A 17,067-nucleotide genomic window follows, 5' to 3' on the forward strand; every position below is an offset into this window, starting at 1 on the left:
ATGAAAAAAGGCGGACCGCCGATGCGCGTCCGCCTTTGGATTTTACCGCACAGCGATATGCTTACGCATCGCCCCACAGGTCATGCGCGTCGGCGCGGGTGATCTCGACGTCGAAGAATTCACCCACTTTCAGCTTCTTGTGCGGCTCGTACGGCTTCTTCACGTAGACCACGCCGTCGATCTCGGGCGCGTCGGCAGCGGAACGGCCGACGGCGCCGCTCGGGGTCAGCTCGTCGATCAGTACGCGCACGGTCTTGCCGACCTTGGCCTGCAGGCGCTTGCGCGAGATTTCCTCTTGCAGCAGCATCACACGGCCGCGGCGCTCTTCGCGCACTTCTTCCGGCACCGGATTGGCGATTTCGTTGGCAGTAGCGCCTTCCACCGGCGAGTAGGCGAAGCAGCCCAGGCGGTCGATCTGCGCTTCCTTCAGGAAGTCCAGCAGGTATTCGAATTCCGCTTCGGTTTCGCCCGGGAAGCCGGCGATGAAGGTGGAGCGGATGGTCAGCTCCGGGTTCATCGCGCGCCAGCCCAGGATGCGGTCCAGGTTCTTCTCGCCGCTGGCCGGACGCTTCATGCGCTTCAGTACGTCGGGGTGGGCGTGCTGCATCGGGATATCCAGGTAAGGCAGCACATGGCCGCCGCTCATCAGCGGGATGATCTGGTCCACGTGCGGGTACGGGTAGACGTAATGCAGGCGGATCCAGGCGCCGTAAGACTTGGCCAGCTCGCCCAGCGCTTCGGTCAGCTGCGTCATGTGGGTCTTGATGGGGCGGCCGTTCCAGAAGCCGGAGCGGAACTTCACGTCCACGCCGTAGGCCGACGTATCCTGCGAAATGACCAGCAATTCCTTCACGCCGGACTTGAACAAGTTCTCCGCTTCCAGCATCAGTTCCGCGATCGGACGGGACACCAGGTCGCCGCGCATGGACGGGATGATGCAGAAGCTGCAGCGGTGGTTGCAGCCCTCGGAAATCTTCAGGTAGGCATAGTGCTTGGGCGTCAGCTTGACGCCTTGCGGCGGCAGCAGATCGATGAAGGGCTCGTGCGGCTTCGGCAGGTGGTGGTGGACCGATGCCATCACTTCGCCCAGCGCGTGCGGGCCGGTCACGGCCAGCACTTTCGGGTGTATGGATTTGATCAGGTCATTGCCTTCGCCGTCCTTCTTGGCGCCCAGGCAGCCGGTGACGATCACTTTGCCGTTTTCAGCCAGCGCTTCGCCGATGGCGTCCAGCGACTCCTGCACGGCGGCGTCGATGAAGCCGCAGGTGTTTACGATCACGAGGTCGGCGCCATCATAGGACTTGGCGGTCTCGTAACCCTCGGCGCGCAGCTGGGTCAGGATCTGTTCGGAGTCAACCAGCGCTTTCGGGCAGCCGAGCGAAACGAATCCGACCTTGGGAGCGGTGCCGGCGGGTGCCGCTGCGGTTGCAGCCTTGGGAATACGGGAGATTTCTTGCATGGTAATAGAAGAGCAATCAAAGTTCAGACCAATCGAACATTATACCCTATTGCCGCCTCCCGGCCTTCCCCATCTCAGGCTGGCCCAGCCCCCTGCCCGGCCCCGCCCAGCCATGCTTCGATGGCGGCACTGGATACCGGCCGGCTGTACAGATAGCCCTGGCCCTTGTCGCAGCCCTGGGCAGACACCACCGCCGCCTGCTGCGGGGTTTCTATGCCCTCGGCCACCGTGTTCATGCCCAGGCTGCGCGCCACCTTCACCGTGGCCTCGATCAGCACTTCGTGGTGCCGGCTGGTGGCGGCCAGCGTGATGAAGGAACGGTCGATCTTCACCGTATCCACCGGCAGCAGATGCAGGCTCGAGAGCGACGAATAGCCGGTGCCGAAATCGTCCAGCGCCAGCTTGATGCCCAGCGCCTTCAGCGCCAGCAGTTGGTCGCGCACGTTTTCGCCCTGCGCCGCGAGGCTCTCCGTGATCTCCAGTTGCAGGCTCTGCGGCGCCATGCCGCTGGCGGCGAGCATGGCTGCCACCCTGTCGCACAAGCCCTCCTGGCTAAGCTGCGCGCGCGACAGGTTGACTGCCAGCAGGCGCGGCGCCGCTTCTCCCAGCTGTTTTTGCCAGCGCACGAAGTCGGCGCATGCCATGGCCAGCACCTGTTCGCCGATGGCGCCGATCAGGCCGCAGTCCTCGGCAATGCCGATGAACTCCACCGGCCCCACCACGCCACGCACCGGGTGGCGCCAGCGCACCAGCGCCTCCACGCCGGCGGCACGGTCGATGGCGCCACCGGCCAGCAGGCCAACCACCGGCTGGTAGACGGTAAACAACTCGCCGCGTTCGACCGCGTTGCGCAGATCCGCCTCGATGCCGCCGCGCAGCACCGCCTCCTCGCGCATGCGGCGCTGGAACAAGGCGCAGCGGCCGCCACCCTGTGCCTTCGCAACGCCCATGGCAATGGCGGCGTCACGCAACAGCCCGTCGGGATCCTCGTTGCCCTCCCGATCCTGGTCCTGGTCCTGGTCCTGGTCCTGGTCCTGGTCCTGGTCCTGGTCCTGGTCCAGCAGCACGATACCGATGCTGAAGGTGCACGTCAGCTCATGCTCGGCCACGCTGTAGGGCCGGCTCAGGCGGTCCAGCAAGCGATTGGCGATGCTTTCGGCGGTGGCCCGCTCCGGCAGGCCGTCCAGCAGTACAACGAACTCGTCGCCGCCAGTGCGGGCCGCCACTTCGGCAGCAGCAGCCAGTGCCGCCACGCGGCTGCTGGAGCGCACGGTCGCGCGCAGGCGCTCGGCGACCAGCACCATGATCTGGTCGCCCACGTCGTTGCCGAAGGTGGCGTTGATCTGCTTGAAGCGGTCCAGGTTGATGGACAGGACAGCGCCATGGTCGCCGGCCGGCGTTCGCGCACGCCGGACCATGCCGCGCAGCAGGTCCAGTGCGCCGGCGCGGTTGGGCAGCCGGGTCAGCACATCCTGCCGCGCCGCACTGGCGAGCCGGGTGGCCAGCGTGCGCTGTTCGCGCAGCACCTCGTGGGTGGCGTCCAGCAGCACCGCCATCAGGCGGCTGCCGTCCACCTTCAGCAAGCCCAGCGACAGCACGGCAGGCGCGGACTGGCCGCGCCCACCATCCGGCCGCAAGGCATCGCGCTGCAGGACGATGCGCTTGCCTTCGCAGACCACGCCGTGCGCGCCCCCGAAGCCGGCACACAGCGGCTGCAAGTCCGGCGCGAACGGTTGCAGCACATGGAACAGATTGCTCAAGTCCCCATCGGGCGCGAGCGGCATCAGCAACTGCGAGGCCATCGGATTGAGCATTTCGATCTCGCCGTTCTGCTGCAGCTGGATCAGCGCCACCGGCGCGCTGTATAGAAACTGGATCAGGCTCTCGTAGGCGCTGTCGGCCTCATGGCCCGTCATAGGCGCTGGACCAGCACGTAAGCGAGCGCCGCCTGCGGGGCGGACAGCAGCCGCAGCCGGACCTTGGTCGGCCGCATGCGCAGCGTCAGCACGTAGGGAATGGTGTCGTCGAGCGCCTCGCCCGCGTCAAGCGCGTCAGCGAAACGCTGCGCCACGAGAAAATTGTTCATGCAGGGCGCCACCACGCTGAACAGGTCTTTGTCGAGCACCCTCTCTGGGCTCAGTCCAGCGGCTTGCGATTCGAAAGTATTGTAGCGGAGCACCCGGCCGTCCCGGCCGAAGCCGATCACCCCGAACTGCAGCGCGTCCAGCGCCGCCTCGTCCATGGCCTCCAGCCGTTCGGCCAAGCCTGGATCGTCAAACCCTGCATCTGCTTGCATCGTCATATTTCAGCTCCTTTACCGACGGGACACTGCATAGTCCACTCTAACATGCCGGCCAGCGAGGTGGCGAAGCAGACGCCCGCGTAAAAAAAAACCCGGCAGCGCCGGGTTGGGGACATTATTTCTTGTCGGTAGGAGGTACCGGAATAACGAAGGGGAAGGTGCCGAACAGCGATTTGCTCTGGTTCTGCATCTGCTCCTGCATCTGCACGAACAGGCTCTTGCTCTGGTCGATGTAGTTATTCATCATGCCCTGCATCATGGGGCCCTGGACGTTCATAAACTGGGTCCACATTTCCGGACTGAACGGCTTGCCGTCCAGCGAGGCGCTGGTGAACTTGCGCTGGATGTCGGTGAACGCTTCCACGTTCTTTTCCAGGTAAGAGCCCATCATGCCCTGCATGGCGTGGCCATAGTAGCGGATGATCTGTGCCAGCACGCCGGTGGAGAACATCGGCACGCCGCTGGCCTCCTCTTCCAGGATGATCTGCAACAGGATGCTGCGGGTCAGGTCTTCGTTCGATTTCGCGTCGACCACCGTGAATTCTTCGTTGTCCAGCACCAGTTGCTTGACGTCGGTCAGCGTGATGTAGGAGCTGGTCTGCGTGTCATACAGACGGCGATTGGGATATTTCTTGATCAAGCGTTCCGCATTTTTTTTTGCACTACTCATCACAAGTCCACGTATTGCGCCGCAGCGCGTTAATCCGAAAAAAAAAGCGAACCAGGTCCGCTTTTTCACAAGCCTTATAAGCCTATTATAGAGTGAAAAAATCTCATCAGCACGTTCCGGCTTATAACTTTCGTGTTTTATTGCAACGCAACTAAAACACTAGTCCGGCCCAGTTCGCTTTCCTTCAGTCCGCTTTCATCTTGACATAGCGTCCCGGGGCCGGCTCTAGCGGCCGGTATTTGGCGTTGCCGGGCTGGGCGGGGGCGTCGATATCCTTGCCGCCGTGCTCGGCCAGGAACCTGGCCCATTCCGGCCACCAGCTGCCGGCATGCTCGCTGGCACCGCTGAGCCACTCTTCGGCTGCCGGACGCTTGGCCTTGGCGGTTTTCGGCGTGGCCTCGTCATTGATCCAGTAGTTGCGCTTCTTTTTCGACGCCGGATTGATCACGCCGGCGATGTGGCCGGACGCCCCCAGCACGAAACGGTTGGCCTTGGGCTTTTTCGGGTTCAGGATGCTGAGCGAACTGTAGGCGGAGGTCCACGGCACGATGTGGTCTTCGCGCGAAGCGTATACAAACGCCGGCGCGTCGATGGCCGACAGGTCGACCTTCTCGCCCGCCACGGTCAGCTTGCCCGGCACTTTCAGGCTGTTCTCCAGGTAGGTGTTGCGCAGATACCAGCAGAACATCGGACCCGGCAGGTTGGTGCTGTCGGCGTTCCAGTACAGCAGGTCGAACGGCACCGGCTCGTTGCCCTTCAGGTAATTCGACTGCACGTAGTTCCACACCAGGTCGTTCGGACGCAGGCTGGAGAAGGTGGTGGCCAGGTCGCGCCCCGGCATCAGGCCGCCGTGCTTCAGGCTTTGCTCGCGCAGCTGGACCTGGGTTTCGTCGACGAACACGTTCAGCACGCCGGTGTCGGCGAAGTCGAGGAAGGTGGTCAGCAAGGTCAGGCTGGCGGCCGGCTGCTGGCCGCGCGCGGCCAATACGGCCAGCGCGGTGCTGACCAGGGTGCCGCCGACGCAGAATCCGAAGGCGTTGATCTTGTCCTGGCCGCTGATCTCCTTGACGATGCCGACCGCGTTGATGACGCCGCGCTCGACGTAATCGTCCCAGCTGACCTTGGCCATGGACTGGTCCGGATTGCGCCACGACACCAGGAACACGGTATTGCCCTGCTCCACCGCGTAGCGCACCACCGAGTTCTCCGGCTGCAGGTCGAGGATGTAGAACTTGTTGATGCAAGGCGGCACCATCAGCAGCGGGCGCTCGTGCACCTTGGCGCTGGTGGGCGTGTACTGGATCAGCTGGAACAGGTCGTTCTCGTAGACCACCTGGCCCGGCGTCAGCGCCAGGTTGCGGCCCACTTCGAAGGCGGACTCGTCGGACAGCGAGATGTGGCCTTTCTGCATGTCGGCCAACATATTGGCCAGGCCCTTGGTCAGGCTTTCGCCCTTGCTTTCCACCAGCTTTTGCTGGGCTTCCGGGTTGGTGGCGAGGAAGTTGGCGGGCGACATGGCATCCACCACTTGCTGCACAGCAAAGCGGATTTTCTGTTTCTGGTGCGGCGAGGCGTCGATGGCATCGGCCATCGCGGTCAAGAACTTCGCGTTTAACAGGTATGATGCGGCATTGAAAGCGGTTACCGGGTTGCTTTGCCAGGCGGCCGAGGAGAAACGGCGGTCGCTCAGCGACGGCGCCTTGCCCGACAGGACTTCCTGCCACAGCGCGCCGAATTGCTCGAGGTAGTCGTTTTTCAGTTGCTCGATCGTGTCAGGCTTGATGGTGGCGCCGGCGTCGCGCAGGATCGCGCCCACCGGGTTGGACTGGGCGTCCGGCACCATGTTGAACCAGGATTGCCACTGGCCGGGGTCGCTGAACTGCGACATCCAGGAGGTGGCAAAGGCTTGAGGATCGGGCAATTTCATGTTTAGTCCATAAAAAGAGTTTTTTACCGAGACTGCTTATGCTGATTGTCGCTGTTGCTTGGATCTACGTGGTGCTGCTGATGGCGTTCACCGAACCTACCGTGGTTGCCGGGATTATGACGTTTTCGCTGTATTGCATGTTGCCATTGGGAATACTATTCTATTTAACGGGTTCGGGTCGGCGCAAGCGTGCGCGCGCAGAACGCGACGCACGCCCGGCGCCGCCCGAGCAGCCCCCCGAAGCCTAAGGCCAGGCGGCCGCACGTTATTTGATCCAGATCAAACTCGCTTGCCTTCCGGTCACGCCGTCGCGCCGGTAGGAATAAAAACGGCCGGAATTCGACACCGTGCAGTATTCCCCGCCCGCGACGCGGGTCACCCCGTCGCGCCGCAGGATGGCGCGCGCCAGCGCGTACATGTCCGCCAGGTATTTGCCGGGCTTGGCCGGAATGGGCGCGAACGCCGCCCGCACCAGCGCCTCGGCTGCCGCCGCGTCCTCCGCTTGCTGGGCCTGCTTCAGGAACGCTTGCAGCACGTCGTTGCCGACTTCGAAACGCACCGGGCCGATGGCCACGCCCAGCCAGGCCATGATCTCCCCGGCCCCGGCGTCGCGCATGGCGCGCGTGGTTTCCTGCAGCACCCCATCGGCCAGGCCGCGCCAGCCCGCGTGCGCCGCGGCCACCACCGTGCCGGCGGTGTCGCAGAACAGCACCGGCAGGCAGTCGGCCGTGAGGATAGCGCAAACCGTATTCGGCACGCGCGCGATACTGGCGTCGGCCGTCGGCACCTGGCCGGGACGCACCTTGCCGGCGTCCACCACGGCCACGCCGTGCACCTGGTTCAGCCAGACCGGCTCGTCCGGCAACTCGGCCGCCAGCAGCGCGCGGTTCTGCGCCACGTTGTGGGGCTGGTCGCCGACATGGATGCCCAGGTTCAGGCCGCCGCTGCCCTGGCCGTCGTCATAAGGCGGCGGGCTGACGCCGCCGCGCCGCGTGGTGGCCAGCGTGCCGATATTGGGCGGCAGGCCCGGCCACTCGGGCACCAGCAATTGGAGGGATGGCCTGAAGACTGTCATCAGTCGTCGTCGCCGTAGTCGAAGTCGTCTTCCTGGTAGTCGTCTTCGATGTCGCCGCCCACGTCGCCCAGGCCGGGGTTGTGGATGCCGACCTTGTCCAGCAGCTCGGCAAAATCGTCGGCCAGCGGCACGCGCCATTCGCAGGCCTCGCCGGTGGCCGGGTGGATCAGGCCCAGGCGGCGCGCCTGCAGCGCCTGGCGCGGGAAGAAGTGCGTCAGGTGCGGCTTGCCGTACACATAGTCGCCGATCAGCGGGAAGCCGAGGTGGGCCATGTGCACGCGGATCTGGTGGGTGCGGCCGGTGGACAGGCGGCACTGCACCAGGCTCACCGGACGGCCGTCCAGCACGCCCGACTCGATACGCTCGTAGTGCGTGATGGCCGGCTTGGCGCCCAGGCCGGTGGACACGGCCATCTTGACGCGATCCTTCTGGTGGCGGCCCATGGGCGCGTTGATGGTGCCGCCGGACTGCGGCGTGCCCCACACCAGGCACCAGTACTCGCGCTTGACGGTGCGCGCCTGCAGCTGGCGCACCAGGTCGGTCTGCGCGGCCAGGGTCTTGCCCACCACCATCAGGCCGCTGGTGTCCTTGTCCAGCCGGTGCACGATGCCGGCGCGCGGCACGCCGATCAGTTGCGGGCAATGGTGCAGCAGGCCGTTCAGCAGCGTCCCGCTCCAGTTGCCGTTGCCCGGGTGAACCACCACACCGGCCGCCTTGTTGACCACGATCAAGTGCTCATCTTCATAGACGATGTCCAGGTCCATTTCTTCCGGCTTGTAAGCCTCGGTTTCCTGGTCCGGCTGCGGCAGGATGACGACCTTCTCGTCGCCATACACGGTGGCCTTGGTCTTGGAGGTCTTGCCGTCCACGGTAACGAAGCCGTCCTCGATCCACATCTGCAGGCGGCCGCGCGAAAACTGGGGCACCAGCTTGGAGATGACTTTGTCGAGGCGTTCGCCGCACGCTTCGGGGCTCAATTCGAGTACGATAGGGGCCAGCGCGTCGCCGGCCTCGTCTTCGCCCAGGAAGTCAGCATCAAAGTCGGCGTCTATTTCGTTATTAGTTAAAATCACAGCATTCCCATCGGCTATAATCAGCCAGTTGTACAATCTTGGTTAAACGTTCTTGCAAAACAACATGCAAAAAAAATATTCGGCTATCGCAGCAAAAGCAGCAGCAACCGCAGTAACTTTCGCACTGCTTGGCCTTTCCGGCTGCAGCTTGCTGCCGGAAAAGGCAGATGAAACCAAAGGCTGGTCCGCTACGAAATTATACTCGGAGGCCAAGGAGGAATTGGCAGGCGGACACTACGAGCGCGCAATTCAGTTGTTTGAAAGGCTGGAATCGAGCTATCCGTTCGGTACGTACGCAGTACAAGCCCAGATGGAAATCGCCTACGCCAACTACAAGGCGCAGGACCAGGCCCAGGCGCTGGCCGCCGTGGAGCGCTTCATCAAGCTGCACCCCAATCACGCCAACGTGGACTATATGTACTACCTGCGCGGCCTGATCAGCTTTAACGACCAGATCGGTTTCCTGAACTTCATCTACGAACAGGACCCCACCGAGCGCGATCCGAAAGCCACCCGCGAAGCCTTCGCAGCGTTTAAAGCGCTGGTCGACAAGTTCCCGGACAGCCAGTATACGCCGGATGCGATCGACCGTATGAAGTATCTGATCAACGCGATGGCCTCCTACGAGGTGCACGTGGCGCGTTACTACTACCGCCGCGGCGCCTATCTGGCCTCCGTGAACCGCGCCATGGGCGTGATCAGCGACTACCGCGACTCGCCGTCGATCGAGGAAGCGCTGTTCATCATGATCCGCGGCTACGAGAAAATGGGCAACGTCAAACTGCACGACGACGCCTTGCGCGTGTTCAAGCAGAACTACCCGAACAGCAAATTCCTCGACGAAGGCGTGAAAAAAGAACGCCAGTAGTGGAAACTCTGGGGCTAAGGACGGGCGGGATACGACGCTGCGCGTCCAGCCCGCCCTGCGTGCCGCTGTAGGGCGGGTCAGGCGGGACGCCGCAAGCCGCCAGGCTCAGTCCGCAACGCGGCGCCGGAACACCCAGGTACGCTCGTCCGAATCCTGCTTGTCGAAGGCGTAGCCGTCCACGTCGAAGGCCTTCAGTTTTTCCGGATTGGTGATGTTCTTCACCGCCGCGTAGCGCGCCAGCAGGCCGCGCGCGCGCTTGGCATAGAACGAAATAATCTTGTACTTGCCGTTCTTCCAGTCCTCGAACACGGGCGTGATGACCGGCATGCCCAGCCTGGCGCGCTTGACCGACTTGAAATATTCCTCCGAGGCAAGGTTCACCAGCACCTCGGCGCCCTGCTCTTCCGCTGTCTGGTTCAGCGCATCGGCGATGGTGTCGCCCCAGAAGGTGTACAAATCCTTGCCGCGCGGCGTGCTCAGGCGCGTACCCATCTCCAGCCGGTGCGGATGGATCAGGTCCAGCGGGCGCAGCATGCCGTACAGGCCGGACAGGATGCGCACCCGGCGCTGGGTGTAGTCAAGCTGCTTGGGCGTGAGCGTGCGCGCGGCCAGGCCGTCGTACACGTCGCCGTTGAACGTCATCACCGCCTGCCGCGCTTCGGACGTATCCTTGGTCCAGGAGGCATAGCGCGCCACGTTCAGCGAGGATAGCGCATCGGAAATATCCATCAGTTCGCCGATCTCGGCCGGCGAATATTCGCGCAGGCGGTTGATCAGCTGCTCGGAATGGTCGAGAAAATCGGGTTGGGTGTGCAGCTTGGTGGTCGGAGGGGTCTCCAGGTCGAGACTTTTGGCGGGCGAAAGCACTATCAGCATAAATTTTAAGAATACTTACTTCATATCAAGAACCGACATGATACCTGTTTCGCCAAAACGCATCGTGCTGGACACCAATGTCTGCCTCGACCTGTTCGTCTTCAATGACCCGCGCTGGGCGGCGCTGCTGTCCGCCATCGAAAGCGGCGCCGTGGAAGCCATCACGCGCGCCGACTGCCGCGAGGAATACCTGGTGGTGCTGCACTACCAGCACCTGCCGCTGGACGACGACAGCCGTCCCCTGAGCGCGGCGCGCTTCGACCAGCTGATCAAGGTGGTGGCGCCGCCGGAGTCGGGCATCCGCCTGCCGGTGTGCACCGACCGCGACGACCAGAAATTCCTGGAACTGGCGCGCGACGCCGGCGCGGCCATCCTCATCACCAAGGACAAGGCGCTGCTGAAACTGGGCAAGCGCCTGGCCAAGGCCGGCATGTTCAAGGTGATGGTGCCGGAAGCGTGGACACTGGAGGCCTGAACCTCCCGTGCAATAAAATAGCGGGCTTTTGAGCAACACCGAACCAGGGCGCCTGCGCTAGAATAAGCAAACGATTCTTACGCCAACGCCCTATGAACAGCCGTCAAATCCCGCCTGCAACGCCCGTCCTGACCACCCGCTTGCCGGCCGTCGGCACCACCGTCTTCACCCGCATGTCCACGCTGGCCGCCGAACACGGCGCCGTCAACCTGGGCCAGGGCTTCCCCGACTTCGCCTGCGAGCCGACACTGGTCGATATGGTGACCGACGCCATGCGCTCCGGCTTCAACCAGTATCCGATGATGACCGGCGCGCCGGTGCTGCGGCAGGCCATCGTCGCCAAGATTGCCGCGCACTACGGCCATGCATACGACGTCAACGCCGAGATCACCGTCACCGCCGGCGCCACCCAGGCGCTGACCACTGCCATCCTGTGCGCGGTCCATCCGGGCGAGGAAGTGATCGTCATCGAACCGGCATACGACAGCTACCTGCCCGCCATCGAACTGGCCGGCGGCGTGGCCGTGCGGGTGCAGATGGAAGTGGGCGCGGCCGGCTACAGCGTGCCGTGGCACAAGGTGCAGGCTGCCGTCAACGGCAAAACCCGCATGATCGTCATCAACACCCCGCACAATCCCACCGGCAGCGTGCTGCGCGAAGCGGACATGCTGGCATTGGCCGACATCGTGCGCGGCACCAATGTGCTGATCCTGTCGGACGAGGTGTACGAGCACATGGTGTACGACGGCCAGCGCCACGAGTCGATCTGCCGCCACCCGGACCTGGCCGCGCGCAGCTTCGTCGTTTCCAGCTTCGGCAAAACCTATCACGTCACCGGCTGGAAAATCGGCTACGTGGCAGCGCCGGCGGCGCTGATGGCGGAGTTCCGCAAGGTGCACCAGTACAACGTGTTCTCGATCAACACGCCCATGCAGCACGGCATCGCCGGCTACATGGCCGACCCGGCGCCCTACCTGGACCTGCCGGCGTTCTACCAGCGCAAGCGCGACATCTTCCGCAATGGCCTGCAAGGCAGCCGCTTCGAGCTGCTGCCGGCCGACGGCACTTATTTCCAGTGCGTGCGCTACGGCGCCATTTCGGACATGCCGGAAGCGCAGTTCGCGGAATGGCTGACCACCGAGATCAAGGTGGCGGCGATACCGGTTTCGGCGTTTTACCAGCAGGGCAAGGAGTCGGGCATCGTGCGCTTCTGCTTTGCCAAGAAGGACGACACACTGGCCCTGGCGCTTGAACGCCTGGCCGGCATATAAGAAGACCGGCGGCACGGGGACCATCATGAACCAGTACAGCAGCTTGAAAGACATCGTCCTGGGCGACAACAGCAACCTCGCCATGGCGCGGCCTTCGGTACTTAACGCGCTGAACAAATCCAACCGCCGGCTGGAAAAGCTGCTGGCCGATCTGCGCAACGAGGCCAATGCGCAGAGCGAGCTGCTGGCCATCGCGCGCGAAGTGATGGCCGCGGTGGAACTGAACCACGACGTGGCGCTGGCCTGCATCTTCCTGAGCCAGATCGCCGGCACGTACGCGGTGCGCCATTGCATCGAAACCGCCATCGTGGCCGCCCTGGTGGCGCAGCGCATGCGCAAGACGCGCGAGGAACTGCTGGTCATTACCGCCGCAGCGCTGACCATGAACGTGGGCATGCTGCGGCACCAGAACACTTTCAACAAAAGTTCCAGCCTGACCAGCGAGGAAATGTCCATCGTGCGGCGCCACCCGGAGGAAAGCGTGGGCCTGCTGCGCGACGCGGGCGTGGAAGACGAGGAATGGATCGCCTGCGTGCTGATGCACCACGAGAACGACGACGGCACCGGCTACCCGGAAGGCCGCACCAGCGCCGACATCACGCAGAACGCGCGCCTGATCAGTTTGGCCGACCGCTACTGCGCACAGGTATCGGCCCGCAACTACCGCTGTTCGGTGCTGCCGGACAAGGCGCTGCACAACCTGCTGGGCGACCCGGCGCGGGTCAGCGACCCGCTGCTGGCGGACCAGTTCATCAGCCAGATCGGCAAATACCCGCCGGGGGCGCTGGTGCGGCTGCAAAACGGCGAAGTGGGCGTGGTGATGCAGCGCGACGGCGGCGGCGACATCCACATCCATTGCCTGCGCGACGCCAGCGGCAAATCGCTGCGCGACGCGAGCGGCTTGAGCCAGGCGCTGCGCCGCGCCAGCGATCCGGAATGCGCGATTGCGGAAGTCCTCAGCGAGGACCAGGCCGACGTACGCTTCAGCATGAAACAGATCTGGGGCGAGCAGGCGAGCTTGTAGGCCGCATGCAATGGCGGCTTAGCAGTGCCGCTGCATGGGCCGCCGTCCCTCAGCGCGCCAGCTGCTGCAGCTTGCGCTCGACGAAGCTCTGCAGTTCCTGCGACAGGTTGCCGCTGTTCCTGGCGCGCGTGAACGCCTCCTGCGCCTCGGCGTTGCGCTTCTCGGCCAGCAGCGAAATCCCCAGTCCCATCCACCACACGCCGTTCTGCGGCTGAAGCCGCAGCGCGGCCTGATATTGCTCCGCCGCCTCGCGGTTGCGCTGCGCCCGCTGCAATGCGCCTGCCAGGAAGGCCAGGTAATCGCCGTTGCCGGCCGCATAAGGCAGGCTGCGCTGCAAGGTTTCAATCGCCGGGCCGCCCTTTTCAATCTGCAGCCGCGCCAAGATCATGGCCATCTGCGGCTGCTTGGGATCGAGGCCCAGGCCGAACTGCAAATGGCGCATCGCTTCCTCGTGCCGCTTGTTCTCGATCAGCAGGCCGACCAGGGTCTGGCGCGCGGTGTCGTGGCGCGGGTAGAGGAACACGGCTTGCTCCATATTCGCCAGCGCCTCCTGCACGCGGCCCTCCTGCAAGGCAGCCAGTCCGCGCCGGTAGGCGTTTTCGCCCTGCTGCTGCGAGGTGACGGTGACGCCCCCGGTGCCCGGCTGGATGGCGATGTCCGCGCCGCGCACGGGCTTGCCGTCTGCTTTCACCGTGCGCGCAGCGGCGGCGGTTCCTGCAGCGGCACGCTCCGCCGCACGGCCGCCTGCCGCCAGGCGCTCGGCTTCGGCTTTCGCCTGCCGTGCCTGCTTTCTGGCTGCTTTCAGTTCGGCCGCCAGCTGGGCCGCGCTCTTTTCCTCCGCCTGCGTACGCTGTGGTCGGCGCGTAAAGTTGGCGGTGGCGTCGCCGGCATCGGCAGGCACGGCCGCCGGTGCAACCGGGATCGGACGGGCCACGGCCAGCAGGCGGGCCGTATTCGGCTGCGCGGCCTGCCCCTTGGCTGCCCCATTCGCCGCCCCGGGCGTCGCCGCAGCCGGCTGCGCGGCCACTGCCGCATGGCCCGGCGCCGCATGCACGGCGGCGGCGTCCGCTTGCACGGCGCCGCCCTGCGCGTTCGGCGGCCCCGCGTTGACAGCCGCCTGCGTGGGCATGGCGGCCGCAGGCGCCGCAAATGGCGCAGTACCAGACGTGAGCGCGGGCGGGCGCTGAAGATAGCGCCATCCGAGCCAGCCGCCTGCGGCCAGCAGCACCACGGCCAGCCCGGCGCCGGCCGCCATCTTTGCGCGCCCTGTCTGACTGCCAGCGGAGACCGGGCGCATCTGCGGCACGTTGCCGCGCCCCGCCTGTGCGCCGCCGCGCGCGTCCAGATCCTGCAGCATTTTATTTATCAGGCTCATTTGATCAACGCCCAGGTTAGTGCGCAGGCCGCCAGCGCCAATCCGGCCGCACCGGCAAACCACGGCCAGCGCGCACGCGGCGCCGCCACGGTGTCGGACGCAGCCAGCGCCACGTGGCGTCTCTCCACTTGCTGCCGTCCTTCGCCGTAAGCCAGCATCAGCGCCTTGTGCGACATGATGTTGACCAGGCGCGGAATGCCGCCGGTGGCCGCATACAGCTTGCGCACCGCGCTGTGGCCGAACAGCCGTCCGCCGGCATAGCCCGCCACCCGCAGGCGGTGCGCCAGGTAGTAATCGAGGTCATCCCTGGACAGCGCGCCCAGGTGGTAATGGAAGGTAATGCGCTGCGCCAGTTGCCGGATGGTCGGGCTTTCCAGGTGCGCGTTCAGTTCGGGCTGCCCGAACAGCACGATCTGCAGCAGCTTGCGCTTTTCCGTCTCCAGGTTGGTCAGCAGGCGCAGCGCCTCCAGGCTCTCCACCGGGATGGCCTGCGCTTCGTCCAGGCACAGCACCACCTGCTTGCCCTGCCCCGCCAGTTCCAGCAGCCGGTAATTGATCGACTTGAGCAGCTGGTGCTGGTCCACGTCGCGCGCCAGCGTCAGCTCCAGTTCGTCCGCCAGGGCCAGCATCAGCGTGCGCGGTTCGAGATAGGGATTCGGGATGTAGGCGGTGACAAATTCCTCGCCCAGGGTGGCCAGGAACTTACGGCACAGCAGCGTCTTGCCGGTGCCGACCTCGCCGGTAATCTTGATGAAGCCTTCGCCGCTCCGGGCGGCCACCAGCAGCGTGTTCAGCGCCTCCTGCGAATGCGGGCTGGTGAAGAAAAAGCTGGTGTCCGGCGTGATGCTGAAAGGCACCTCGCGCAGGCCGAAGTGGGACTGGTACATCAGCGGCGCTCCGAAGGCCGGCGCGGGTCCAGCTTCTCGATGCGGCCGCTGGCGTCCTGCATGTCCTGGGTCCAGCTGGCGGCGCCATCGACGATGGTCGGCTTGATCAGCACCACCAGTTCGCGCTTCTGGGTCTGCTGGTCGGTATTGCGGAACAGCGCACCGACCACCGGCAGGTCGCCGGCGCCGGGCAGTTGCGAGCGGTCGTTGGTGGAGGACTGGCGCATCAGGCCGCCGATCGCGACGATCTGGCCATCCTGGCCACGCACCATGCTGTCCATCTCGGACGTGCTCGATGCTGCCAGCGGCAGGTTCAACGAACCGGCGCTGCCCAGGTTGACCACCTTGTTGACGGTGGTGACTTGGCTGACCGACGGGTGCACGTGCAGCATGATGTTGCCGTCGTCGTCGATCTGCGGCGTCACGTCCAGCACCACGCCGGAGAAGAACGGCTGCAAGGTCACGTTGGGGCTGGTGGTGTTGCCGGTGGCGTTGGAATTGGTGGTGGTGCTGACGCCGGTGACGTAGAACTCGTCGGTGCCGATCTTCAGCACAGCCTTCTGGTTGTTCATGGTGGCGATGCGCGGGCTCGACAGCACGTGCACCGAACCCTGCGACTCCAGGAAGGAAATCATGGCGGCGAAATTGCTGGTCTGGAATGCCAGGCCGAACAGCGAGCCGGCGTTGTTGGCGGCATTGGCCAGCGCAAAGCCGGTGCTGGCGGCCAGGCCGGCGCCGGTGGTCATGGTGGGCGGCTGGCCGCCCTGGAACGGCAGCGGCTGCAGCGCCGAGCCGGGCTGCAGGAAGCCGGCCGAGACGCGGTTGTCGTGGCCGGTCTTGAAGGACGCGAACGAGGCCCAGTTGATGCCGCTCTGGAAGCCGCTGTTGAGCTGCACTTCCAGGATCTTCGCCTCCAGGATCACCTGGCGCTCCACCGCCAGCTGGGTGGCTTTCAGGTACTGGTCCACATTGCGTAGCTGTTCGGGCATGGCGCGCACCACGATCACGCCGGACTGCGGGCTGATCACCAGGCTGCGGCCGTCCGCCACGCCGCCCATCAGCGCCGTCAGCGCTTCTTTCAGGTCGGCCCAGAAATCGGTGTCGGAGGTGGTGGTGACGTTGCTGGCGTCGCGCTGCGTTTGCACCGGGTTGCCCTGCTGCGCCGGCTGCGGCACATTGCCCTGGTTGCTGCCGTTATTGCTGCCATTGCCGGTCTGGCCGGAGGTGGTGGCGCCGACCGTGCCGACCGACGTCGACGACACGCGCACATTCGAGCTGCCCTTGCGGTTGGCGGTCAGGTAGTTGACCTTGAACATGCGGGTCTGCATGGTCAGCGGACGGATGTAGATGCGCGTGCCCTCCACCTTGTAGTCGTAGCCGTACAGCTCGCGCACCGCGTCCAGCGCCTCGAACAGCGTCACGTCCTTCAGGTGCGCGGTAATGGTGCCGCTCACTTCAGGATGGATCAGCATGTTGTAGCGGGTGCCGGCCACGATGGAGTTGAAGAACTGCTGCACCGGGACCTGGTTGAAGGCCACGTTGAAGCGCTCGTCCAGCACCGCGCGCGCCTTGGGCAGCTGCGCAGCCAGCGCCGGCAGCGGCGGGATCAGGGCCGATTCCACCGCGTCCGGCGCGGCCGCCTGCTTGGGCGACTTGGCCGCGGCCTGCCGCACCTCGTTGCTGATCTCCTCATAAGTGTCGCGTTTCGCGGCGATCTGGCTCTGGCAGGCCGCCAGGCTGGCGGCGGCGCCGATGGCGCAAGCGATGTGTATGAGTTTTTGCATG

General features: G+C 64.8%; 16 protein-coding genes. 5 read left to right on the top strand and 11 right to left on the bottom strand.

Translation table 11 applies throughout. The features are described 5' to 3' along the window. Positions 1–61: 61 nt before the first annotated feature. The 5 genes from rimO to phaC form a co-directional block, all read right to left on the bottom strand. Positions 62–1,459 carry a 30S ribosomal protein S12 methylthiotransferase RimO gene (gene rimO / locus ASD15_RS09740; RefSeq protein WP_057154649.1) on the bottom strand — a complete coding sequence of 466 codons (1,398 nt, stop codon included), beginning with the start codon at positions 1,457–1,459 and terminating at the stop codon, positions 62–64. 74 nt (positions 1,460–1,533) lie between these two features. Continuing rightward, positions 1,534–3,375, bottom strand: coding sequence for a bifunctional diguanylate cyclase/phosphodiesterase (locus ASD15_RS09745; RefSeq protein ID WP_057154650.1), 1,842 nt, complete (start codon positions 3,373–3,375; stop codon positions 1,534–1,536). Further along, a complete protein-coding gene (locus ASD15_RS09750) occupies positions 3,372–3,761 on the bottom strand; it encodes a PAS domain-containing protein (protein WP_057154651.1) in 390 nt (129 codons plus the stop codon). The genes ASD15_RS09745 and ASD15_RS09750 overlap by 4 nt, the downstream gene beginning before the upstream one ends. Before the next feature lie 115 nt (positions 3,762–3,876). After that, the gene (gene phaR / locus ASD15_RS09755) at positions 3,877–4,431 is read right to left on the bottom strand and encodes a polyhydroxyalkanoate synthesis repressor PhaR (RefSeq protein ID WP_057154652.1); all 555 of its coding nucleotides are present in this window, start codon (positions 4,429–4,431) and stop codon (positions 3,877–3,879) included. 184 nt (positions 4,432–4,615) lie between these two features. After that, entirely contained in the window at positions 4,616–6,358 is a 1,743-nt protein-coding gene (gene phaC / locus ASD15_RS09760; RefSeq protein ID WP_057154653.1) for a class I poly(R)-hydroxyalkanoic acid synthase, read from the bottom strand. Between the two features lie 38 nt (positions 6,359–6,396). On the opposite strand from phaC, the gene ASD15_RS09765 reads away from it, so the two are divergent. After that, positions 6,397–6,606 carry a hypothetical protein gene (locus ASD15_RS09765; protein ID WP_057154654.1) on the top strand — a complete coding sequence of 70 codons (210 nt, stop codon included), beginning with the start codon at positions 6,397–6,399 and terminating at the stop codon, positions 6,604–6,606. A 17-nt stretch (positions 6,607–6,623) separates the two neighbouring features. Here the strand turns inward: ASD15_RS09765 and pgeF are convergent, their stop codons facing one another. Then, on the bottom strand, positions 6,624–7,433 hold the full coding sequence (gene pgeF / locus ASD15_RS09770) for a peptidoglycan editing factor PgeF (protein ID WP_057154655.1): 810 nt from the start codon (positions 7,431–7,433) through the stop codon (positions 6,624–6,626). Continuing rightward, on the bottom strand, positions 7,433–8,506 hold the full coding sequence (locus tag ASD15_RS09775; protein ID WP_057154770.1) for an RluA family pseudouridine synthase: 1,074 nt from the start codon (positions 8,504–8,506) through the stop codon (positions 7,433–7,435). The genes pgeF and ASD15_RS09775 overlap by 1 nt, the downstream gene beginning before the upstream one ends. Before the next feature lie 64 nt (positions 8,507–8,570). Here ASD15_RS09775 and ASD15_RS09780 point away from each other — a divergent pair, with 64 nt between their 5' ends. Then, positions 8,571–9,374 carry an outer membrane protein assembly factor BamD gene (locus ASD15_RS09780; protein ID WP_057154656.1) on the top strand — a complete coding sequence of 268 codons (804 nt, stop codon included), beginning with the start codon at positions 8,571–8,573 and terminating at the stop codon, positions 9,372–9,374. Positions 9,375–9,479: 105 nt separating this feature from the next. On the opposite strand, the gene yaaA is transcribed toward ASD15_RS09780, so the two are convergent. Next, positions 9,480–10,250 (bottom strand): peroxide stress protein YaaA, encoded by a 771-nt coding sequence (gene yaaA / locus ASD15_RS09785; protein ID WP_057154657.1) that lies wholly within the window; start codon positions 10,248–10,250, stop codon positions 9,480–9,482. Positions 10,251–10,287: 37 nt separating this feature from the next. Here yaaA and ASD15_RS09790 point away from each other — a divergent pair, with 37 nt between their 5' ends. The 3 genes from ASD15_RS09790 to ASD15_RS09800 all read left to right on the top strand — a co-directional run bounded on the left by ASD15_RS09790 (position 10,288) and on the right by ASD15_RS09800 (position 13,020). Further along, positions 10,288–10,725, top strand: coding sequence for a putative toxin-antitoxin system toxin component, PIN family (locus ASD15_RS09790; RefSeq protein WP_057154658.1), 438 nt, complete (start codon positions 10,288–10,290; stop codon positions 10,723–10,725). 92 nt (positions 10,726–10,817) lie between these two features. Continuing rightward, positions 10,818–11,996 carry a pyridoxal phosphate-dependent aminotransferase gene (locus tag ASD15_RS09795; RefSeq protein WP_057154659.1) on the top strand — a complete coding sequence of 393 codons (1,179 nt, stop codon included), beginning with the start codon at positions 10,818–10,820 and terminating at the stop codon, positions 11,994–11,996. A 25-nt stretch (positions 11,997–12,021) separates the two neighbouring features. After that, on the top strand, positions 12,022–13,020 hold the full coding sequence (locus ASD15_RS09800; RefSeq protein WP_057154771.1) for an HD-GYP domain-containing protein: 999 nt from the start codon (positions 12,022–12,024) through the stop codon (positions 13,018–13,020). A 49-nt stretch (positions 13,021–13,069) separates the two neighbouring features. On the opposite strand, the gene ASD15_RS09805 is transcribed toward ASD15_RS09800, so the two are convergent. From ASD15_RS09805 to mshL, 3 genes are read right to left on the bottom strand one after another with little or no spacing between them, the layout of a single operon-like run. Continuing rightward, positions 13,070–14,395 carry a tetratricopeptide repeat protein gene (locus ASD15_RS09805; protein WP_082551716.1) on the bottom strand — a complete coding sequence of 442 codons (1,326 nt, stop codon included), beginning with the start codon at positions 14,393–14,395 and terminating at the stop codon, positions 13,070–13,072. Further along, positions 14,392–15,282, bottom strand: coding sequence for an ExeA family protein (locus tag ASD15_RS09810; protein ID WP_057154661.1), 891 nt, complete (start codon positions 15,280–15,282; stop codon positions 14,392–14,394). The genes ASD15_RS09805 and ASD15_RS09810 overlap by 4 nt, the downstream gene beginning before the upstream one ends. After that, positions 15,282–17,066 (bottom strand): pilus (MSHA type) biogenesis protein MshL, encoded by a 1,785-nt coding sequence (gene mshL, locus ASD15_RS09815; RefSeq protein ID WP_057154662.1) that lies wholly within the window; start codon positions 17,064–17,066, stop codon positions 15,282–15,284. The genes ASD15_RS09810 and mshL overlap by 1 nt, the downstream gene beginning before the upstream one ends. Position 17,067 lies beyond the last annotated feature (1 nt).

Source organism: Massilia sp. Root351 (assembly GCF_001425045.1).
Classification (GTDB): domain Bacteria; phylum Pseudomonadota; class Gammaproteobacteria; order Burkholderiales; family Burkholderiaceae_D; genus Rugamonas.